Below are 21,792 nucleotides of genomic sequence, written 5' to 3' on the forward strand. Positions count from 1 at the left end.
GTCGGGCTCCGCCCGACTGATATGCCGTCACTTCGTTCCGGCAGTAGCCCGCTTCGCGGGCTGAGCCCTTCGGGCTTGTCGGCTTCGCCTAGCGGCAGGGTCCGCTTCGCTCCCCCTGCCTCAACTCTTCGGCTTCGCCTCCGAGTTTTCAAGGCCCGCTACCGCGGGCCTGCTGGCTACAGGATCCGGCTCATCGGGTGACTTGGGCTTCCTGCTGACTGTAGGTCAGGGTGATTTGCGGTGTCTGTCTCAACGACAGTGAAGGTGCTTCCTTCCTGCAAAAATTCCTGAGGATCCGAGTTTCCTTCCCTTCCCTGGGACGAGCCGGCCTCACTCTGCAGCAGGAGACGAGGCGACTGGGCGATTGCGGTTCAGGGACGGGGCTCGACAGGAGATCGTCAGCGTGGCTGTTGGTATCCGCCGCGCGGTCCACTGCTTCTCCAGCAGGGCTCTTCGATCCTCGCGCAAGGCGATGGGATTCGCCGGCCCGCAAGCTTCAGCGTGTGGACACCGCTCTGCCGCCGACGGTCAAACCGTCATCGTGGTGGATCGTATTCGCGAACCGAGCAAGTCCTCCTTCGTACGATGACTTTCGTGTGACACCGCTTTCGCGGACTCGTGTTCGCTGTGGATGTCTGTGATGGGCTTACGTTTCAGGTTGCCGTCTACTTTTCGTCGCTGATTACGCTAGTAGATCCAGACTTACGTCGTGCAGTCTCCTGAGTCATAAGTTGTGTGTCGCTTAACTTTGGAGTGGCGTACTTATCATTGTTGCGGCTGCTGTAGTAATCGCGCTTCTACTAACTTCGCTGTGAGCTTTCAGCGGAGGTACGTGCGTCATAATCATCCGGCGCTTCATTGGTTCGTCGTGAACTATGTTGTAGAATCTTCGTGAGTCAGTTGAAAAGCTGGCTCACAGTAGGTGGATCCAAACGTAAGCGGACCCCATACACGGAAGCTGGTCGCGGAAGGGTACGGGGTCCAGAGTGAAGGAACCACAGGGCAGGTCTGCCTAGGCGGACCTGCCCGCTACAGTCCCAGGCAGAGGCGGATGACGTAGTACGCGAGCTGCGCCATGCGCACTGCGAGGGTCATCTGCGGCCATGGATCTGCTGGTTTCTTCACCCGCTTCTTGCGGGTGCTCATAAGCTCACCTCCGGATATGGCGGTGCCGGGCGCGGAATGCGTGCGGCACCGAGAATCGTACCGTATTGCGCGGCGCATTGGGGCTTTCCGCTATTGCCCTGCCCTGATCAGGGGGAATAGGCTTTCCTGCCGTGGACGGCCCCGGAGTATGGCTGGGGTGTGGCTGCGGGTACTGGGGTCGGTTACAGCGTGAGGGCGGTGCGGACTTGTGCGGCGGCATGGGCGAGTTCGGCGGTGCCGGCGGTGCGGCCCAGTAGATACAGGGCGCGGTCGACGGGGTCGACGGAGGCTCTTAGAGCTCGTAACACGATCACGATGTGCGGTGTTTCAGGCGCCGCCAGCAGATGAGGGCGTTGTGCAAGTCGAGTCGGCGTTCCCAGCGGATGGCGAGGCGTTTGAACTGGTGCAGCAGAGCGAAGGCGGGATGCCGTCGGCCAGGGTGAGGGTCTGCGTGACGTCGTTGACGTTCGCGGCGGTGGTGATCACCTTCAGCGGTGTGCCGTTCCCATCGCAGATGAGGTGGTGCTTGCTGCCGGTCTTGCCCCGGTCGACCGGCGACGGACCGGTCCCCTCGCCCCCTCTTTCGCCTTTACGTGAGAGGCGTCTACGCAGGCACGCGTCCAGTCGATCTGCCCGGCCGCGTTCAGCTCGGCCAGGAGTATGCGGTGCAACTGATCGAAGACGCCGGCCTCGTGCCACCGGCCCAGCCTGCGCCAGCAGGTCTGACCGGAGCCGGAGCCCAGTTCCAGCGGCAGCTGCTGCCAGGTGATCCCGGTGTACAGCACGAACAGGATGCCTTGCAGGCACCGCCGGTCGTCCACCGGCCGCGGGCCCGGTGACCGCTCGGGCCACTTCGGCAGCAACGGCTCGATCACCGCCCACAACTCGTCGTCCACGATCCACGGCCTGTTGCTCACACCCTCACGAACGGCTCAATCCTCACACCGGACACGGCCACCAGCACCACATCACAAGATTGTGTTACGAGCTCTTAGGGCTGTGTGGATCAGGGCACGCGGGGCGTGGGGCACGAGGTGGACTGCTCCGTCGGCGGCGGGTGCTTCACGGTGGCGTTCCTGGATGCGCCACAGTTCGGCGTGTGAGGCGCCGCAGAAGTAGGCGTATGGGCCGGAGCCCGGGTCGACGCCGATGCCGGTCATGAAGGCTCCGACGCGGCCGGTGTAGCTGCCAGCGCTCTTGCCTTCGCAATCGACGAAACCCCCTTTGGGGCCACGGTGGACTGTCATGCCGAGCGTTGTCTCGTACAGATGGTCTAGGTCGGCGGTCTGGGCGCCGTAGCCTCGGGCCGAGGCCAGACCTAGCTGGGCTGCGGTCTTCTCCAGCGCGGACGCGCTGGCACGACGCAGTGCATAGAGGCGGGCGACGCGGATCCGGCCGTCGATGGCAGGGTCCAGCAGCAGCCACGCCTGTGCGGCTGCTTCCAGCGCGGCGCGGGTCATTGTGTCCAGGGCCAGGCTGGAGGTGGGGCTGGAGCCCAGCAACCGGTGTGCGGCATCGGCGTGTTCCACTGCGGCTGCGATAAGGAGTCCGGCGGCTGTGTAGGCGGAGCCCAGTGGTGCATCGCCCCAGGCGGTGCCGTCGGGCGGCGCAGTCCGGCGGTGGCCGCTGCCTCGCGGGCTGCCGGTGAGCGCCATAGGAGGTTCCATGGTCCGGTGGTGCGTCGGTGGGCCACCGTCAGCAGGTGTCCGACTGGTCCGTGCCAGCGCAGCACGTCGCCGATGGTGATGGGGGCGTCCGGTGCGGGCACAGTGTGGGCGGACCTTCCTGCGGAGTGGGGCGATCAGGGTGATCGCGATTGGTGCGGCTGGCGCGGCTGGGTGGATGCAGCCGGACCTGGAGAATTCTATGGGGCCTGGGCGGGGGCCAGTTGCTTTCCTGCGGCCCACGGGTAGGAGGCCCACCCCTGGTCCAGAACACGGTTGCGGCCGAAGCTGTGGCTGGTGAGGCATTCGTTGATCGCCCAGGTCGATCGTTCTGGGTCGGCGGCCCGCTCTAGGAGCAGGGCGCTGGGGGTGATGTCTGCCAGGGTGACCAGGCGTTCGATCTCCTGGGAGCTGGTTACTGCGGTGGGGATGTCGGGGGTCGGCAGGTCCAGGTGGGGCAGGTGCGCGTTGGGCACGGGAAGGGGTTCTAGCGTGACCACCAATGCCTGGCGTGGCCGGTCCGATGGGATGTCAGTGATGGCCGGGTGTCGCTGGTCGATGAGGGCGGAGGTCCGGTTGATCTGGCGGTAGGCGCGGGTGAGCTTGGCGTCGGTCTCGGCTACGCCGCGTTCCAGGCCCAGGCGGGAGCTCTCGGTGGGCATCATCGACTTCACCTCTACCAGTAGCACCAGGTCGTCGAAGACGACGAGCCAGTCCACGCTTTGCAGTTCGTTCTTGCCCTTGGTGTAGGTGATCTCTCCCAGGACGTGTGTGTGGGGTATCAGGCGGAGTTGGCGTCCGATGTACTCTTCGAACAAGTAGCCGGTCTCTTGGAGGAAGTCGGGGCCGAAGTGCTCCCGTCCGGTGTGGTAGATGCCTGGTGGGATGGCCTTGCGCCACACCAGCGACGGCGATGGGCACAGCAGTCCTGGGCCGCAGCCAGTTACTGCTGGGCGGCCGGCCAGCGGGTTGTAGGCGAAGCGCCGGTACAGGCCCGTGCTTGCTCCCGCCAGCCGCTGTTGGCTTGTCACGCTCCGCTGTTCGGCTTTCTTGAACGTCGCCGTGTCGATGGTGAAGTGACGTCCAGCCACCTGTTCCACGGTGTGCTGGCCGACTGTGGCGGCGAATCGCTGTCCGTCGGCACTGCCGAAGATGGCCTCCGGATCGAACCGTCCCGCGCAGGTTAGGGCAGCTGCCCACATCAGCTGTGCAGTGCCGACGTAGTCCGACAATGAGCAGCCGAAGATCTCTGCCTCCCAGCCCGGCTTGATGAAGCGCGGCCAGCGGTGTGTCGGGAAGAGGGTGTGCAGGTAGGGCGCCGCGGTGCGGGCAAGGCTGTGGAACTCCGGGGCCTGCCAGGCCATCTGCTCCCCGCTCATCCGCATCATGAAATCCCTCAGCCGCACTGCGGGGTCGTCGGCGCTGAACAAGGTCGGGTCCTTCAGGCTGGCGTACGCCGCCAGGATCTGGAACAGATCGTCTTCGCTGGCATTGCTGCGCTGGTGCTCGGTGCCGTAAGCCAGGCATACCCGGGCCGCATCGGCCAGGGCCCATGGGGTGTACTTCTTGTACGGGCTGTCCAGCCACGGCTGCGGCCGGTCCGGGCGGTTGTAGCGGGCGGCGGCCGCCGCGATTCAGCGGCAGCAGCGAACTCGGGCGGTGCCGGCGCACCCGCTGCCGCTACTCCTCCTCCGACACCAACCGGTCATACACATACGCAGTCATCCCGTCATGATCCTGGCCTAAAAGATTATTTCGACTCTTTTGGCCTGCTCCGGTGCCCTGAGCATGGTTGCGGCCGGACGCCGCGTGGCTCGTGACCCGGCGCTGCGCCGACTGGACGGGTCAGGTCAATTCGGTGGCAGGGGTGCCGTCGTCGGTCCAGTCGCCCGCGAACAGCGCGTCGATCAGGGCCGCCTGGCCGAGGGGAAGCCGTCCGGCGCGGTGGCTGGTGCGGGCTTTGGCGAGCCAGGGTCCGATCTTGATGTTCTCACCGTCGACGGTGACCTCTTCGCGAGCGGTAGGGGCGCGACGTTCGCGGGCGAGGAACAGCTCGAGGATCTGGACGGTCTGCTCGAAACTGCGGCGGGTGCGGGTGGGGGGCTTCAGTGGGCTAGTGGCCGGGTTGAGTCCGATGTCAGTGAGGAGTTGCTGCTGGCGGGGTGCCAGCGTGGTCCAGGATGTGAACTGGCGGTGGAGCCAGCTGCCGGCTTTCACCGGTCCGATGAGGGTGTCCAGGCGGAGGGCGGCGGGATCATGGCCGGCGGCCAGGTGGGCGCGCAGCAGGTGGAATTTACGGTGCCAGTCCGGGCCGTGTGGCAGCTTCCAGTCCGTGTCGATCGCTTCGAGGTCGGCAGTGCGCGCCGGGTCGAGGCGCCCGCGGTGGGCGAGAGAGCGTTGCTCGGCGAGCCAGGCGCCCAAAGGGGTGGTGGAGGGGGCCGCGAGGTGGCCGTGGTGCCGATGGTAGTCGGTGGCAGCAGCAAGGTGGGCGCGCCAGGCGGCGTCGTGTTTGTCCCAGATCATGCCGAGTGCGTCGAGTTCTGCGGTCCATGTGGGGTCGAGGCTGCCAGCGGTGCGGGCATCGCGCATGGTGGTGACGAAGCGGCCCAGGTCGTAGCCGAAGGGATCGAGGTAGTCGGCGGGGACGTCGAGGTGACCGTAGATGTCATGGAATGCCTGGGCTGCGGCCAGGCCTTCGCGGCGGGCTCGTGAGAGGGCGGCACGCGGGTTGAAGGAGATCAGGTCCATAGCGCGGGCGATGCGTTCGGGGTGGACGGTGAAGTCGAAGTGCCAGCGGTGCTGGATGAGTCGACTGGTCTCTTGCGGCAGGCGGTTGGTCTTGCTGGGCAGGCGTTCGAGGATGCGGTGGTCGTGGCTTGCAAGTGCGGTGGTGATGGCCCATACGGGTTCGTAGGCGGTGCCGAGGATGTCTTGCGGGTCGGCGCCGGGTGGCACGTAGACGGGAACGATCAGGCTTGCTGTCTTGCCGCTGACGTCCAGGCGCAGTGCGCGTCCCAACGCCTGGACGCAGCGGATGACGCTGCTGGTCGGATCGGCGAAGGCCACCGCGTCGACGCTGGGAATGTCGACGCCTTCGGCGATCACCTTGGCATTTGCCAAGATTGCGTACGGGCAGGCCGCGAAGCGGGTGAAAATGTCAGCGCGCTCCTCGGGTGTGTGGTCGCCGTGGACGAAGAACACCTGGGGATCCAGACCCGGGAACGCATCGGGGTCGGTGCGCCGCAACTGCCGCAGGGTGTGGCCGATCTCGCGGGTGAAGCGGACCGCGTCGTCCACCAGGTGGAAGAAGACCAGGATCCGGCGCGCGGAGTGCGCGGCCATGGCGCTCAGTACGGCCAGGTGCAGGGCGGTGGTGCGCAGCGCGTCCTCGGGGTCGGCAGGGGCGCTGGCCGATGAATCGTCTACGGTGCCGGGAGCGGGGAGGTTGAGGCGGGTACGCAGGTCGGGGTCGGTGATCGTGGGCACCACGATGCGGTAGTCCGCGGCCACTCCGTCCTCGATCGCCTGTGCCAGCGGGTATTCGAAGACTTTTCGGCCGTAGACGGCCTCGTTGTCCATGGAGTTCGCGCTGGCATCGCTGCTGGGCGTGTCGGCGCTGCGGCGGGGGCGGCGGGGGTCGGCGGAGCCGGCGAGGTCGGGCGCGGCGAAGCTGCGCGGAGTGGCCGTCATGTAAAGGCGGCGGGCTGCGCGGATGCGGGCCGCGTCGTTGATAGTGGCCCACTTCTTATCGGCCCGGCCGGCGATCCGGTGGGCCTCGTCCATGACGGCGAGATCGAAAGCGGGGACGTGGTGGGGGGTGTGCTGGGTGTCTTCGATCTTGCCCAGCGAGTCGTAGGTGCAGATCACCGTCAGACGGGGAAGCCGGTCTGGTCCCTCCCCCACGGCCGCCATCAGTTCCGCGAGGGCCTGCGGACTACTGGTCGACCCGATGCGGCGGGCGGCGAGGGCGCCGTGGGCGCTTGCGTCCATCGAGGACACGATCAGCATCTGCTCGGTGTGGCCGTCACGGCGCCAGGCGAGTGCGGTCTGTGTGGCCAGGTCGAGTGTGGGCACCGCCACCAGGACCAGGCGGGCATCAAGGGTGTCCGCGGTGCGGATGGCCACCAACGTCTTGCCCGTGCCGGTCGCCGATACCAGCAGCGCCCGCGTGTTAAGCCTTCGCAGGTGCCGCACCACCGCGTCCAAGGCTCTGGCCTGGTCCGGGCGCAGTACTGCCCTCCTGGGCAGATGGGCGGCGGGGACGTCGACCGGTGTGACCATGCCGCCCATCATCGCGCACCGGCGGGCCGCTCCTGGTTACATCCGTCTGGCGCGGACGGACTGCCTGTGCTCCAGGGCCGACCGGCGGGCCACACTCCAAGGTGATGGCTTTGGATAACTGCCGCCTACGCCATGCCAGTCGATGGTATGACATCTGGGGCAGTGGTCTGGTTTGACGTACAACCGGGAGATCGATGAGCGCATCGGAGCAGTCCGGCGGGCTTCCGGGCAAACCTGTGTTCACCAGGTTGCCGAAGCCTTCACAGACCCCGGTGACAGTGGCCTCCCCCATGATGGCTATGCCGCCCGTGCTGACACCGAAGCAGCAGTTGGTGCATCACTCGGCGGATGACTGGGAGGAGTTCATCTACGAGTGGGTTCTCGCACTCGAGGAGGCCGGGTACGTGGACGTGGTGGGCATGGGGGGATCCAACGACCGCGGGGTGGACATCGCCGCTTTCCTTACGCCGGACAAAACCGACGGTGACTGGCACGCCTACCAGTGCAAGCACTACGGCAGGGCTCTCGGAGGTGCCGCCGCCTTCCCCGAGATCCTCAAGATCCACTCTGCGGTGGCGGAGTCGCAGTACCGGACACTGCCAGAGCGCTACGTGTTCGTCGCGCCGAAGATAGGTGCTTCGCTCACGCAGGACCTGGCAAAGCCTTCAACGCTCAAGGCCAAGTTCTTCGACTGGACGGACAAGAATCAGGACAAGCTCACACTTGAGTATCCGGGGGGCATGCTGGAGCGTGCACTGGGCCTTGCACACGGAGAAGGGTTCTCCCGCTTCGAGGCGGGGAACCTGGACAAGATCCTCACACAGCACGCTGCAACTCCCCATCACGTCAGAAGATTCGGCACGCCCCTACCGGACCGGCCAGCCCGCCTGTCCGCACCGCCGGAGCACACTCCGGACGAAGCCCGGTACGTCCAGCAACTGCTGGACGTCTACGGCGAGAAGTGGGGATGCTCGACCACCTCCCCGCACGAGGCACGGGCGCACGCCAAGGCCGGTCCCAACCTGCAGCGGCAGCGCGAGGCGTTCTATTGCGCAGAGCAACTGCGCCTGTTCGCCCGCGACCACATCCCGCCGGGGACATTCGAAAGCCTCCAGGACGACGTGTTCAGCGGCGTCGCCGAAGTGGAGGAGCAGGACTTCGCAACCGGCTATGACCGGCTCAAGGCCGTTTTGGAGGCAGCACGGAACATGCAGTTGGGCGCCAACATCCTGCTGAGGGTGGAGCGCCCGGACGACCGCAAGGGGATCTGCCACCAGTTGGCCAACGACGACCGTCTGATCTGGGTGCAGGGAGGGGAGCAGTGAATCCGCTCAACAGCCCACTTGAGGTCGGCATGCGCACGCTGGTGCTGTTGTCCGCGTCCTTCCCGAGGCCGCTGGATGTGGCGCAACTAGTTTACCTGGACCACGCGATGCTCCACAGCGGAGAGCTGCACGGCCCGCCCAGCTTGCATCCGAGGGTTCCGGCCGGCCCTGGCGAGCTGGCGATGAAACGGCACTTGATCGAGCAGGGCCTGATCGTCCTGATGCGGGCGGGCCTGGCAGACGTCGAAGCCGGCGAGGACGGCCTGGTTTACCGTGCGAGCGAGGAGGGGCCGGGCTTCGTGGACATCCTGGCGGCGCCCTACACCGATCAGCTCAAGCACCGTGCCGCTTGGGTGATCGCCACCCAGTCCTCACCCGGGCTGGACGTCCGCGCCGCGACCCGTGACATCACCGACCGGTGGGCCCGCGACTTCGCTTCCCACCAGCCCTTCCCCGGAGAGTGACCGTGCCCGGTCTGCGCCTTGTGCACCTGACGTTCGCCGGCGACGGCAAGGAAACGGCCCAGGTCGTCTTCGATCCGCGGCTGACCGTGATCTACGGCGCCTCCGACACCGGCAAGTCCTTCGTCACCGAGGCGATCGACTACATGCTCGGCGCCCGCAAGCTCAACCTGATCCCCGAAGCCGACGGCTACACACAGATCCTGCTGGGTATTGAGCTGCCCGACGGGCAGGTCATCACCTTGATGCGCGGCCCCAACAGCGCCCGGGTCAACGTGTTCAACCAGGACCTGCGCGGCCTGATCTACCGTGCGGCCGACCTGGAGCTGACCGCGCAGCACCACGGCAGGACGTCCAAGAACCTCTCCCGCTACCTGCTGGAGCGCATCGGGCTGGACGGCGCGCTGATCGCCACCAACGACACCGGCGGGACCAAGGCGGTGGCGTTCCGGGACCTACTGCATCTGTGCCTGGTCAGCGAGACCCGGATGGTGGCCAAGACCCCGCCCGTACTGTTGTCCACCGGCGCCAGCGGGCAGACAGCCCGCAAGTCGGTCCTGAATCTGCTGCTGACCGGCCAGGGCGAGCAGGCCTCCGCAGTGCAGCCCAACACGGGGCAACGACGGGTCCACAAGGGCAAGATCAGCCTGCTCGACGAGCTGGTCCTGGACCTCCAGCGGCAGCTGGACCCGCAGGGCGGCAACGAATCGGAGCTGGCCGAACAGCTACGGCGCATCCTGACCCACCAGGACGGCGCCGCGGTCTCCCTGCGCGGGGTCGCAGACCGCCACGCGCAGGCGATCGGGCGGCGGGCGGCGCTGTCGGTGGCACTGGGCCAGCACGACCAGCGCCTGACGGAAGTCGACGACCTGATGGGCCGCTTCGGGCTCCTAGGCAGCCAGTACGAATCCGATCTCGCACGCCTGGTGATGGTCGAGGAAGCCGGCAGCCTGCTGGGCTACTTCCGCATTGGAACATGCGTCTTCTGCGGCGCGGAGCCCGAGCACCAGAGCGCCGGCCACGACGCCCAGGAGACCACCGCCCTGCACACCGCCGTGCTCGCCGAGGACACCAAGACCCGACAGCTGCTGTCCGATCTGCACCTGACCATCGACGGCCTGCGCGAGCAGCGCGAAGAGATCGCCGGCCAGCGCGCCCGGAACCTGGAGGACTCCGCGGCGACCGACCGCGAGATCGCCGGGGTCGAAGAGGAACTGCAGCCACTCGAGAACCAGGCAGCCGAGCTGATGTCGGCCCGGTCCCGCGTCGAGGAACAGCTCGGCCTCCACCGCCGGATCCAGGAACTCGAGGACGTCCGTGCAGGGCTGGTTGCCGACGGGGCGGTTCCCGGAGGCCCTCCCAGCCGAGGCATCCCCGCCGGCACCCTCGCCGAATTCGACCGTGCCATCGCCCGCACCCTGGAGCAGTGGCAGGTCCGCGTCCATGACATGGCTTACGACCAGTACAGCGGCGAGCTGTATGTCGGTGACCACGCCCGCGCCGGCCATGGCAAGGGCATGCGAGCGGTCCTGCACTCCGCATTCGCCGTGTCTCTGGCCGATCACTGCCTGCGCAAGGAGCACCACCACCCCGGATTCGTCGTCCTGGACTCCCCGCTGGTCACCTATCGGCAGCCCGGGGTGCGCCGCACCGACGATCCCGACCTGCCCGACAGCGTCATCGACTACTTCTACCGCGACCTGCTCCAGCGTTTTGCCGGCCAGGCCGTCGTCGTGGAGAACACCGACCCGCCCGCGGACGTCGCCGCGCACGCGCAGGTGTACATGTTCAGCCGAGACCCCCAGGAACACCGCTTCGGGTTCTTCCCCGTCCGTCCCGACGAGCCCTCGGCAGACCCCGCAGACGGCTGACGGACGGGAACTGCCGTCTTGCGGCAGCCGGATGCGGGACCGCCGGACGGCATGTGCTCCGGGCGCGGGCGGTCTCCGTTCCGGCCGGTCTTGTGGCCCACCGCGACGGGGCACGCGTGAGCGCAGCGCCTGGTGCCACACGGGGGCCGCCCGGATTTCCTGGTCAGCTCAGCAGTGCCGCGGCGCGGCTGCGCAGCATCCGGAGTGGCTCGCGGGCGCCGAGCAGCGCGAAGAAGTCGCCGATGCCCCAGACGGACAGTGAGCCGGTCCGTGCGTGGTACCAGCCGACGCGGTCGAGGCGGTGGGTGTCGGGATAGTCCAGCAAGGCGTAGCCGGCGAGCTGGTAGATGTCCTGGGCGGGCAGCTTGCCGGGGTCCTTGGTGGCCTTGATGTCGACGAGGAGGCGCCCTGCGATCCAGTCGGCGTCGGCTCCGCCGACGTCACGGCTTCCGGCGAATGTCGGCGCGAGGGTCACGTCGTGAGGGGCGGTGGTCTCCCGGATGCCGGCCAGGCCCTCGTTGGCGCGGCCGGTCACGGCGGTGATGTCGGCCGCGGCGTATGCGGGCACCGTGTCCAGGAGCTCGTCCAGGGTGAAGGCGGGGTGTGCGCCCCCCAGCGGAGTGGTGGGCCAGACGCGTCCGGTGCGGAAGACCTCCTCGAACCAGGCCGCCGCATAGCAGAGCCGGGCCAGGCGGTCCTCGACCGCGGACGAACGGCTGACGGGGCGGCTCCGGTCGTCGAGGCCGTGGGTGACGGCCAGTTTCTCTAAGTCGTCCAGCAGCGCGCTGCCGACGTGATGCAGAACAGGTGCGTAGGCGCCGGCGATACGGATGCCTTGGCCGATCGAGCGGTCGCGCGCCACGGTGGCGCGCAGGGCGAGTCGCAGGCGGTGGTCGATGGCAGCACCGAGCGTGTGCCATGCGGGCCTGACGGCGTCACCTGCTACGGGAAGGAGCGCAGGGGCGCTACTTCGGTGGGTGGCGCGATAGGCCGCCCTGACAGCCGCGGCGTCGGGCAATTGCCCGGTCAGGAAGCGGCGTAAGGGGGAGTTCTTGTCGTCGATCATGGAGGTGAGGCTCACGGAAGGCTCCTGGGGTGGCGGGCAGGACACGGCGCGTGGCGTCAGAGACGGGGGGCACACCGCGTGCGGGAGGTCGGGGCGTGTTTCAGGCCCGTGGCGTGGGCGGAGGATGCGGTGTGCCCGCTGCGATGTCGGCGAGCAGGATCGGCAGGAGATCCTCTTCGTAGGCGTGTGCGCGGCGCGCGTTCATGGCCGCTGCCAGGTGTGGGTCCCAGGGGGTGTCGGCTTCTTCCAGGTGCAGGTCGAGGGTGCCCTTGGTGGCGACGGCGAGGTAGTCGGCGGCGCTCATCCGCCACGGGACCGCTGCGGGCGCGGCGGCGAGCAGGGCGCGCACGTGTGCCAGTCCGGCTGGGTCGAAGTCGGCTCGGACCGCGACGTTCCAACCGGCTTCGGATAGTGCGCCGATGGCCGCGCACTCCACGTGTGAGGGGGTGCCGGCCGTGCACACCACCCGGGGTATCGTGGCGGTGTCACCGGCAAGAGCTTGCGTGCTGGCCGCGGCGAGGACCGACGGGTTCTCGGTGACGAACGCCCAGGCGCCCGGGATTGCAGGGGGCGCCCATGCGATGCCGGTCAGTTCTCTCGGCGGCACGGTGAACGTGGCGCCGGGCGGCACGTGCCAGCCGCGGGGAGTCACTCCGGTGATGATGAGCCCGCCGAGCAGATCGTCGCAGTCCACTCCGAGGTGCGCCCAGCCCGCGCGTGGGGCGGTGGCGGAATTGCCGGTCAGAGCAAGCACCAGGGCGGGCAGCGTTCCCGTGTCGAGCGCGTGTGGGTCGCCGGGGACCAGGACGCGGCGGTCGATGCGGTCTCCGGGCTCCGGCAACCGCCCGGCCACCTGCAGTGCCGTGCGCAGCAGCGCCGCAGGGTCTGGCGCGTTGAGGATGCGGGTAACCCAGCCGGTGCTGCGCAGCCGGGCGAAGACGCTCTCCAGGTCCACAAGCGCGCGTGCATGGCCCGGAAGGTCGGCGGCGCCGGCTTCGAGTTGCGCACGGAGCTGCTGGACGGAGCGCTCGTATGCGGCGCGGGCTCGGGCTTTGGCTGCCAGGCGCCGGCCGCTGGCGTGGGCGGCGACTGCACCCGGGGTCAGGGCCGGGCCCCGGACGGCGAGCACGGCGGTCAGTTCGCCCAGGTCGATACGGCGACGCTGACCGGGAACAAGCGGTCGTCCGTTGATCAGGCCGGCTGCTGCGGCGCGCTGGGCAGGTGGGGCGGGAATCGTCACGGTGACTGCGGGTCCCTCGGTGAGAAGTGGGTCGCCACGCCGGTCGGCGACTGCCGCGAGTTCGCTCCACAGCCAGGTGAGGTCCGGGTTCAGCAGAGGGCCGAGGTCGGCGCCTGCGCAGGCGCCAGCGCACAGCGGGCAGGTCATGCCGGCCCCTCATCGTCCAAGGCCGGGTCGGCCTCGTCGCCGGGCAGGGGTTGCAGTCCTCGGACCAGCATGGGGAAGGCGACGACGGTCCCGTCCTCGCCCGCTTCGAGGTCGTGTGCGTCGATGCCGTCCCATGCTCCCGGTGCGCCGTCCCACAGGTAGGAGGTGCACAGCAGGTCGACGTCGAGTTCTGCCAGGTAGCGGGCCAGGCCCTCGCGGCCGCGTTCGTCGACTTCGGCCGGGACTTCGTCGAGGGGGACCAGGCGCAGGCCGGTCGGGGTGAGGCGGTCGTAGTTGGCGGCGATCGCGGCGAGCATCGGTGCCAGGACGACAAGGCGCCGCTCGCCGCCGGACAGGCCGGTACGGGAACCCCAGCGGCGGGTGGTGGGCTCGCCGTCGGGTCCGGGACGTTCGACAAGGTAGTGGACATCGACCCAGTCGCGGATGTCGACGGCCGCGGTGAGGCGTTCGGTCATGGTGTTGCCGTCCGCGGCTGCCAGCAGGGCCTGCAGGGCCTCTCCGACCTGGGTCTTCTGTTCTTCGGTGCGCAGGGCGTCGCCCACCTTGCAGGACAGTTCGTACACGGTGCGTGTGGCGGGGTCGAGGTCGTCGCGCAGTTCGATGTGGACCTGGATTCCGACGCCGGAAGAGGCTTGTGCTGCGCGCATTTTCGTGTTGACCGATTTCTTCCATTCCGTCAGGGTGGCCCAGGCGGTGCCGATAGCGGAGGGCAGGCGGCCGACGACGAAGTCGCGCAGGGCGGCTTCTTCTGCGGCGTCGAGCGCGTTCTTGGCTCTGGTGGCAAGGGCCTGTGCGCGGGCGGCGGCATCGGGCGGGTTGTACTGGGTCTCGGTGTGGGTGAGAACGAACGTCTCGAGTTCGTCGAGGCCGGCCGGCGGGTCGCTGCGGGCGATGGTCCAGGTCTGGGCGAGTTCGGCGCGGACGTCGTCGTAGTGCTCGCCCAGGATCTTCTTGGACGCGGTGGGACGGCGGGCGAGGAGTTCGGCGGCGCGGTCGAGGAGTTCGGGGCCGGTGCCGAGGCCGTCTGTGGTGAGGGCACCGCGGGCGGACAGGAAGGCGTCCACATCCAGTGCCCGCCTGATAGGTGCCCAGGCCAGGAGCCGCGCCAGGTAGGTGTGTGTGGATTCCTGCCGGGGACGTGCCGCGTCGAGGCCCTTGCGGGCGGTCCCCAGTTCGCTCTCCCGGGTGCTGAGCAGCTTTTCGGCGTCAATGGCTTTCCGGCGGGCTGTTTCGAGTTGCGAGGAGAGCTCTTCGGCCCGGGCCTTGGCGGCTTCGAACCGCCGGGCGGCGTCGTCGACGTCGCCGGCGAACTCGGCCTCGGCCAGTTCCGCCCCGGTCTCCAGTGCGGTGTCGTGTGCGCGCTGCGCGGCGTGCTCAAGTTCCGCCAGCCGGGCGGTCAGTGCGCTCTCGTCCGGAAGCGAACGCAGCACGCGGTCCAGTGTGATCAAAAGCCGGCCGGTGAGCTGCTTGGCGCACGACTCCAGTTTCTCGGCGCGTGTCCGGCTCGATTCGATCAGTTCGGTCAGCTCGTCGAGGGTGGTGGGCAGGCCGAGGTCCCGGGCACGCGCGATCCAGTCGGCGTGCAGGCGAGTGTGCTCTGCCGCGGCGGCGTCTGCTTGGCCGCGAAGGATCCGTGCGGCGTCTTCGAGCCGGTGCGCTGCCTTCGCGGTTCGGGCGCGCTCGGCCTCCGCATCGACCAGGGCGTCCCGCGGGGGGAAGGACCGTGCTGCGCTGCGGACGGCGTCGCGGCTCCGGCGGCGGTCCGCGGCCTCGGTGCGCTCGCCGGCGGCCTGCTCTTGGAGTGTCGCCGCGGCCTCGTCGAGCTCATCGGCCATGGTCCGAGCCCGGGCCAGGCGGGTGCGGGCTCCGATGTGCGAGGCGGCAGGCGGGACGGCCCCGGTTGGGGTGAGGGCGGCTGCAGGATTGGCGGTGAGGGGGCCAGCTGCGAAGGTGCCGTCGCGGCCAATGACCAGAGCGGCATCGTGGCGAGGGCTGGTCGCGGTGTCGCTCAGCGCGATACGGGCTAGGACGGTGCGGGCGAGGTCGGCCCGGGGGTGGTCGGGGTCGACGTCCAGCACCGCGGTCAGGTTGTGCTCGGCGGGGCTGCCAGCAGGGCTGATGTGCCAAGCGCTGGTGGTGGCGCCGCCGGTGTGCAGATGGGCGCTCAGGACACCGGCACAGGCGAGCGCGAACTCCAGCAGCGTCCGCTGGTTCTCCGTCATGCCAGAACGCCATTCCAGCAGCGATCCGAGCGCAGCGTCGTCATCACCCGGCCCGGCCCACTGGGGGCGCGGCAGCGGCAAGAGTTGCCCCTCGCGCAGACGGCGGGCCTGGGCACGGTGCTCGGCGGCGGCGGCGTCAAGTTGTGCCGCAGTGACCTGGTGGTTGCGGGCGGCGTTCTCATGGTGGGCGGCGAGTGCTTCGCCGACCTGCAGGGCCTGGAGTGCCCATGCGCTGAGCCGGTTGCGCACGGCGGCCGGTTCGGCGCCAGCGAGGGCGTCGATTTCGGCGGCTTCCCATACCGAGTACTCGTCCAACGACAAGAGGTCCGGGTCGTGCAGGCCCCGCAGGTCAGGGTGCTGCGGCGCCCACCGGGCGACAGCGCGGAGCGCGTCGCGGGCGGCTTCGCGGGCGTTGCTGCCGGCGCGGGCCGCCGCCTGGGTGGCCTCGTCATGGTCGCTCTCGGCACGGGAAGCTCGGTCTTCTGCTGTCTTGGCGGTCCGAGCGGCTTCGGCGACCGCGGTGTGGTCTTTCTGGATGAGGGTGGCTCTACCGGCGGTACCTCGGTGGGTTTGCGCCGAGGCGATCCAGGCCGCCGCGAGGTCGAGCAGGCCGGTCCGGTCGTGGGTGAGTGTCAGGCCGGGCCCCGGGTCGACGGTGCGGTCGGCGACGTGGCGTGTGCTGCGGGCCCGCGGGCGGTGAGCGAGCAGGGTCTCCAGCACGGCCTGCGGGGCGCCCGCGGACACGGCGTCCTCAGCAAGCTCGGCGGCGTCGCCGACGACGTCACCCAACGCTCCCTCGGCGGCGACGGTGCTGTCGCGGGCATGCGCGGCAGCGGCCTCGAGCGTACTGAAGGCGCTGGCCGCGGAGTTCTGCTCGGCTATCAGACGTTTCCGCAGATCAATGACAGGACCGTGCGCCTTGTAGGCGTCACTGATCTCGATGGCATGCGCCTCAGCCATCGCGGCGCGGTGGTCGCCAGCCAGCCGCCTGACCTCAGCGTCCGCATCCTTGGCGCCGCTGTTGGCCTGGGACAGGTGGTTCTCGGCGTTCCTGACCTGCTGGCGACCGGTGTTGACGTCGGCAGCGGCGTCGCTTGCGGCACTGTGTGCGGTACGGGTGACGTCGACGACATGCCCGGTCCACACCCGGGAGAACTCGCTCAGCACGTCCGCGGCATGCTCGTCGCGTTCGAAAGCATCCCGGGTGGTTTTGGACTCGGCCAGGGCATCCGCGGTGGCGGTCAGAACATCGCCGGCGACTCCCGGGAGGGACTGCCGCAGCGCCGCGGCGGCCGCGGCCGGTGACACGTCGCCCAGCAGGGACGGGTTGCGGACCTCCCGCAGTCGCGAGGCGAGTTCACGCACCTCCTCGGCGGTGGTGGACCAGAGCCGGGCGGCCAGGTGTTCGACGTAGGCGTCTGGGCCCTCGAAGACCTGCCCGCCGTCTTCCTGGATGCGGGCACAGAAGTCGTCGTGCTCCCACGCCCCGCCGCCGGGCGCGCGCAGCGCCACCTCGTACAGCGGCCGTCCGGGCACGGTGAAGGGGACGACCGTGACGGATGGCGAGGCGCTGGGTGAGTACTGGAGGCGGACCCCGAAACTCACCACCGATCCGGCCGGCGCCGTCTGCGCCGGCGATGCCGCTGTCGGCTCTGCGTCAGGCGCGGCAAAACTCAGCCACAGGTATCCGTAGCGGCGACGGCTCTTGGCGGGGGCGCCTTCACTCATGAGGAGTTTCAGCGTGGTGGGGCGTGCCTTGCCGGCGGCGAGTTTGGCAGCGTTCAGGTCCAGCAGGTAGGGCCATAGCGCCTCCAGGGCGGTGGTCTTGCCCGTACCGTTGGGTCCCCGCAGCAGCAGCCGGCCCGAAGCTGCGGGCAGGTCCAGGTCTCCGTAGCGCCACACGTTCGACAGTCCGGCGCCGATCAGGCGCCAGCGGCCGCCGAACCGGCCGGCGTTGCCGGACGGCGCGGGCGGAGACTGCATGGTGAAGTCCAGGTCGAGGATGTCGCTCACCGCAGTTCCTTGTCTTCTTGCTGATCGGCCGCGAAGGTGCTGAACAAGTCCGGGTACTGGCGAGCCGGTGTGTCGGATCTGCCCGCGCCTGGGGGGCGCTTGGCCGTCGGGGTGGTTGCGGGAGGGCGGGTGCGGGAGCGGGTGGTTTGGGGAGCGGCGCTGCCTTCTTCCGCCCAGCGGCCGGTGGCGGGAGCGAACCACCACTGCGGACCGGCCGCGTCGTCGATGGGATGGTCGGCGTGGTCGAGGTGGACCAGGTTGGTGCCGGTCAACAGGTCCACGACCCGCTCCGCCAGCAGAGCCGGGTCAGATGCGTACTCGGCGCCCCAACCGCCTTTGCCCGAGGCTTTGCTGTCGGCGAACTGCGCCAGTGCAGCGACCACGTCGTGATGCGTCATGCCGCGCCACCCCGGTCCGGGGCCGTCACCGGCGGTGCCGTGAACGGCGGCGTGGTCGATCAGGAGCAGCGCGGCGTGCGCGACCGTGCCGGGTGTGGGAAAGGGCATCGGGCCGAGTTCACGGTGGTGGCGGAAGGACTCGTCCGGCACGACGAAGGCCGCGCCTTCGCTGCGGCGCTCCAGGCTCAGCCCGAAGGCGGCCGCCAAGGGGGCGCCGTCGTCGCCCCGGACGCGCTGGCTCAGCCACTGCGCTTCGGCGTCGTCCAGCAGCGCAGTGTGCACGCAGGTGTCGTCCACCAGCGCACGGCGCATCCGGCGGGCCGCGTCCGGCTCCCGCTGCACCTGCTCAAGCCACCCGTGCGGGTCGGTCGCGGGATCGACGGTGCCGGGGTTGGCGACCACATGGGCCAGCCGGGTGTGGTGGATGGCAAGCAGGACCGGCGCCTGCTCATCGTGAAGGTAGCCCTCCAGATTGCCGTCAAGACGCTCCACCACGCCGCGTTCGTCGAGCATGCGCAGCGCGGCCACGATCGCACGCCGCTCGCCCAGATCGCCCCGCTGCGGCAGGGCAGCCTCGGCTGCCGCGGAGCGGGCGGCGGTGACCATCTGCCCGAGCCCGGTCCTCGGCGGCATCGACTCGGCTGCCGCGACCAGCAGGAAGAACCAGGAGCAGGCAGCCGGGCTCGGTCCCTGCCGCGCCCACACCGTCGGGCGCGGTGGAGCGCTCTTGCGCAGCCGCACCAGGTTCCGTTCGATGACCAGGACCCACCCCAGCCGGGCGACGGCGGAGCGCAGCGCACTCTCGTTGCGGCGCACCGCGGCGATCAGTTCGTCGTCGCGGCCGCCGACCAGCCAGGGTGTGGCCGCCAGACGGCGCAGCAGCGATGCTGCTTCGGCGTCGGCCTCGGGCCTCCAGGCCCTGCGGCGCCGTGAGGCGTCCGCCGAGCCCGTCGCGGGGTCGGTGGCAGGTTCGGCGGATTCCCGATGGATCTCCTGGCTCATGCTGCGCCTTCCTGCGACGGAGCGGTGCCGAGTGTCTGACGGCTGCTCAGGTGGCCCGGGCCGCGCTGCGGGGCGATCCGTAGCGTGGCGCGCACTGTCAGGTCGTCGGTCATGGTGGCACCGGCAAGCGCTTCCATGGCGGCCCGGGAGGGACGGCGGCCGGGCTGATGGAACAGGGGGATACGGCCAGGCAGCAGAACGCGCCAGGTGGGGGCCTCCACTGTGCCGGTGGCGGTGCCGGTGTGGACCAGGGTGCAGGCCAGTCCCCCGCTGGTTCCCGTGCGGGCCGGACCTGTTGCGCCTGCGCGAGCGGCAGTCATGAGGGCGGCGAGCGCCACCCGGGCTGCGGCTTCGTCCAGCTGCTGGCCGGGTACCGCAGCCAGCACCGTGGTCACTGCTGCCGAGTGTTCGACCTGGCGTCGCGCCCGGTCGGCGGCGACCTGGGCCCTGACCGCCGTGTCATCGCGCGGCGCGCTGCCCCGCCCGCGCGGGCCGGAGCGGCCGGTGGTGCGCAGCAGCGTCGGCACCGGCACCTGGGGGCCACCGCGCCAGGAAGGGTTGCGGCCGGCTTCGCCCTCGTCGGCCTGGCCGTAGAGCTTGCGCCAGGCATGGTCGCCCACCGCAGCCTGGAAGATCTGCACCCCCACCTCAGGAGTCAGCACCGCCCGGGCCAGAGACAAAGCACGAGTACGGCTGGAGGCCGTACCCGCGGACGAGTGCAGCCGGCGCAGGTTGGCATGCATGCTCGGCAACGTCCGCACCAGGCGCAACGAGAACCGTGCCGCCCGACCGGTGCGGACGTCGAACCAGGCCCGCAGTCCTTCCCAGTCCTCCACGCGGCCGCCGCGGGAGGCGGTGAGCGCGCCGGCGGCGATGAGGTCACGGGCCTGGGAGGCATCGACCGACGCCTGGGCCAGCGGGCCGAACCACGGCACGAGAGCAGTCAGAGCCGCTGCGGCGCGGGCGGAACCGGAGTCGAGTTCGGCCGCGACACGGGTGGCGTAGTCGACCAGCAAACCCTTGAGGTCCCCGGTGCGTTCCTCGTCCAGGTCGAACCGGTCGGCCAGCGCCATCAGCGCATCCTCAGCACCGACCAGGGCAGCATCCAGGTCGTCATGGCTGGTGAACACCGCGCCCACCGCATCCACGCACGCACGGTCCAGGCCGCCGACGACAGGCTCGCTCTCCCCCAGCGCGGCGGCGAGGGACTCCAGGTGAATGACGATGCGGTTCAGCGACACGATCGGGATCTCCCGCACCGTCGCCGTCCCGGCCAGAACCTGCCGGTAGAAGCGCTGGACGTGCCGGCCCGCGGGGCTGGCGGTGTAGCGCCAGTTCCGCGCCAGGATCTCCACATACCGGCGCGCCCGGCTGTTGTCCGACCGGACCGAGACCGCGCCCAGATCGTGGAGAGCGTTCAAGCGAGCCTCCACCGTCCGCGCATCCACACGAGGCCCTGCAGCCGGCAGTGCTGCCGTCACCTCAGCTGCCGTCAGGTCGGTCACCGATCCTTCCAGCACATCCATGATCGCGATGTACTCGTCGGACTCAGGACGCACCAGATATCCCACAACCCGCCGCGCATCAGACACAACCTCAGCCCCGGCGAAATCCTGCTCTTCTTGCGTCACCACTCCCCCTCCATGCCGCCACGGGCCGCATTCCCGGCCTGCATTTGGAAGTTAGACGGCACCACCGACAACCGCCCCCGGAAACAGCAAAATCCAGGCTCGCTCCTCCCCCGGTAGCGACCTGAAATCGTCAGCAGCGACCACCAACCAGCAACCGCTACCGACCCCACGCCAACCCTCTCGCAGCCAAGAACACAACCCTCATCCAAGGCTCTGGCCTGCCCTTTCTGACACGTGGAAAAGGCTGTGGTGTTCGAGGCCGCAATGGCCGGTGAGGCCGCCAGCACCGCATCTCAGACCGCTCATCAAGTGAAATCCGGCCAGACTCATACGACAAGCACCCACAGCCACAAATTCGGCAAAGAGTTCTAATTTCAAGGGGGCTACTTCAGGGCCGCGGCGGCTGCACCTACGTCCATTCCGGCTCCCCGGACGGCTGCGGCTCGCCAGAGCTGAGAACTGAGCCTGGTGAGAGTCCCTGCCTCTCAGCAACAACCAATGGTGCCGCCAGCCCGGCGGTCGAACTGCGCCGCTGGTCTCCCACTCCCCTTCAGTGAGGGGCTGGCTGATCTGGATGTGCGCCGCGGCGGGCACCGCCGGGCCGGGGTTCCTCGTCGTGCGGCAGCAGATCGCATCTCGCATCTTGGTTGCCGGATCGGCTCTTGACGGTCGTTCAGTCGTCGTCGGTGAGGAATCCGTGCATCGGCATCGGCGGTATCCCTTCGGGTGCGTTCCCTTGCGCCCGGTACGTATCAGGGTCAGCAGGGGACGGCTTGGGTCGTAGCGCCGCTAGGTCTCGCACGATCGCGAGGTAGTAGATGGCGACTGGCTCTGGCGGTGCGTGCGCGGCAAGTTGGTGGAGATCGTCAATCGTGACCGAGTCGGCCCGGGCGCTGCTGTGGTGAGAGAGTTCGGCCTCTACGTGGGCGGGGTCGCAGGGTTGGCCTCGGCCGCGTACTGCAGCCGCGGCTTGGAAGATGGCGCGGTGTCGGTCGTTGGTGAAGGCCATGGCCGTTGCCGTGACGAGGGCGTGGTCCCCGATGGACGGGTAGCGCAAGACAGCGCCCAGGAGCCGTCGTTCGGCAGCGGGGTCGTTCAGGTGGGGGTCGGGCTCGGGGTGCCCGATCAGTGTGGTGGTCACGAGAAGGCAGTTGCTCCGGTGCTGGCGATGTCGTGCGTCTGGGGCACCATGGTGGCACCGAGAGGATCAGTGCGCCTCCCCGGTGGTGGATGGACTGCTGCGGACTTACCGTCAGGCAAAACGCGCCTGTCTCGGGGTAACTCGGGCTAGCCGGCTCTCGGTG

The 21,792-nt window shown here is 69.1% G+C and carries 13 protein-coding genes and 1 pseudogene; 3 read left to right on the forward strand and 11 right to left on the reverse strand.

Annotation, left to right across the window (positions count from 1 at the left end; genetic code table 11):
* Positions 1-1,328 precede the first annotated feature (1,328 nt).
* The 5 genes and pseudogenes from H5J30_RS36215 to H5J30_RS00585 form a co-directional block, all read right to left on the reverse strand.
* Positions 1,329-1,460, reverse strand: a complete 132-nt coding sequence (locus H5J30_RS36215) for a hypothetical protein (protein ID WP_258562982.1) — start codon at positions 1,458-1,460, stop codon at positions 1,329-1,331.
* 103 nt (positions 1,461-1,563) lie between these two features.
* A pseudogene (locus H5J30_RS00570) lies at positions 1,564-2,045 on the reverse strand (IS5 family transposase); the annotation flags it as partial.
* 69 nt (positions 2,046-2,114) lie between these two features.
* Positions 2,115-2,675 carry a hypothetical protein gene (locus tag H5J30_RS00575; protein WP_181785150.1) on the reverse strand — a complete coding sequence of 187 codons (561 nt, stop codon included), beginning with the start codon at positions 2,673-2,675 and terminating at the stop codon, positions 2,115-2,117.
* Between the two features lie 335 nt (positions 2,676-3,010).
* On the reverse strand, positions 3,011-4,240 hold the full coding sequence (locus H5J30_RS00580; protein ID WP_181785151.1) for a nuclease-related domain-containing protein: 1,230 nt from the start codon (positions 4,238-4,240) through the stop codon (positions 3,011-3,013).
* A gap of 415 nt (positions 4,241-4,655) precedes the next feature.
* Entirely contained in the window at positions 4,656-7,091 is a 2,436-nt protein-coding gene (locus H5J30_RS00585; RefSeq protein WP_181785152.1) for a DEAD/DEAH box helicase, read from the reverse strand.
* Between the two features lie 194 nt (positions 7,092-7,285).
* On the opposite strand from H5J30_RS00585, the gene H5J30_RS00590 reads away from it, so the two are divergent.
* From H5J30_RS00590 to H5J30_RS00600, 3 genes are read left to right on the forward strand one after another with little or no spacing between them, the layout of a single operon-like run.
* Complete coding sequence (locus H5J30_RS00590) at positions 7,286-8,416, forward strand: ABC-three component system protein (protein WP_181785153.1); 1,131 nt, start codon at positions 7,286-7,288, stop codon at positions 8,414-8,416.
* Positions 8,413-8,880: an ABC-three component system middle component 2 gene (locus H5J30_RS00595; protein WP_181785154.1), complete on the forward strand. Its 468-nt coding sequence runs from the start codon at positions 8,413-8,415 to the stop codon at positions 8,878-8,880. The genes H5J30_RS00590 and H5J30_RS00595 overlap by 4 nt, the downstream gene beginning before the upstream one ends.
* A 2-nt stretch (positions 8,881-8,882) precedes the next feature.
* Complete coding sequence (locus tag H5J30_RS00600) at positions 8,883-10,748, forward strand: hypothetical protein (RefSeq protein WP_181785155.1); 1,866 nt, start codon at positions 8,883-8,885, stop codon at positions 10,746-10,748.
* Positions 10,749-10,911: 163 nt separating this feature from the next.
* On the opposite strand, the gene H5J30_RS00605 is transcribed toward H5J30_RS00600, so the two are convergent.
* The 6 genes from H5J30_RS00605 to H5J30_RS00630 form a co-directional block, all read right to left on the reverse strand.
* A complete protein-coding gene (locus H5J30_RS00605) occupies positions 10,912-11,829 on the reverse strand; it encodes a hypothetical protein (RefSeq protein WP_181785156.1) in 918 nt (305 codons plus the stop codon).
* Between the two features lie 85 nt (positions 11,830-11,914).
* Positions 11,915-13,201, reverse strand: coding sequence for a DUF2399 domain-containing protein (locus H5J30_RS00610; RefSeq protein ID WP_181785157.1), 1,287 nt, complete (start codon positions 13,199-13,201; stop codon positions 11,915-11,917).
* Complete coding sequence (locus H5J30_RS37325) at positions 13,198-17,457, reverse strand: SbcC/MukB-like Walker B domain-containing protein (protein WP_181785158.1); 4,260 nt, start codon at positions 17,455-17,457, stop codon at positions 13,198-13,200. The genes H5J30_RS00610 and H5J30_RS37325 overlap by 4 nt, the downstream gene beginning before the upstream one ends.
* Positions 17,454-18,857 carry a DUF2398 family protein gene (locus H5J30_RS00620; RefSeq protein WP_258562983.1) on the reverse strand — a complete coding sequence of 468 codons (1,404 nt, stop codon included), beginning with the start codon at positions 18,855-18,857 and terminating at the stop codon, positions 17,454-17,456. Before H5J30_RS00620 ends, H5J30_RS37325 begins: the two co-directional genes overlap by 4 nt.
* Entirely contained in the window at positions 18,854-20,488 is a 1,635-nt protein-coding gene (locus H5J30_RS00625; RefSeq protein WP_309505381.1) for a DUF2397 family protein, read from the reverse strand. Before H5J30_RS00625 ends, H5J30_RS00620 begins: the two co-directional genes overlap by 4 nt.
* A gap of 673 nt (positions 20,489-21,161) precedes the next feature.
* On the reverse strand, positions 21,162-21,629 hold the full coding sequence (locus H5J30_RS00630) for a DnaB-like helicase N-terminal domain-containing protein (protein WP_181785159.1): 468 nt from the start codon (positions 21,627-21,629) through the stop codon (positions 21,162-21,164).
* Positions 21,630-21,792 lie beyond the last annotated feature (163 nt).

Origin of the sequence: Streptomyces phytophilus (assembly GCF_013870535.1) — a bacterium.
GTDB classification, from domain to species: domain Bacteria; phylum Actinomycetota; class Actinomycetes; order Streptomycetales; family Streptomycetaceae; genus Streptomyces; species Streptomyces phytophilus.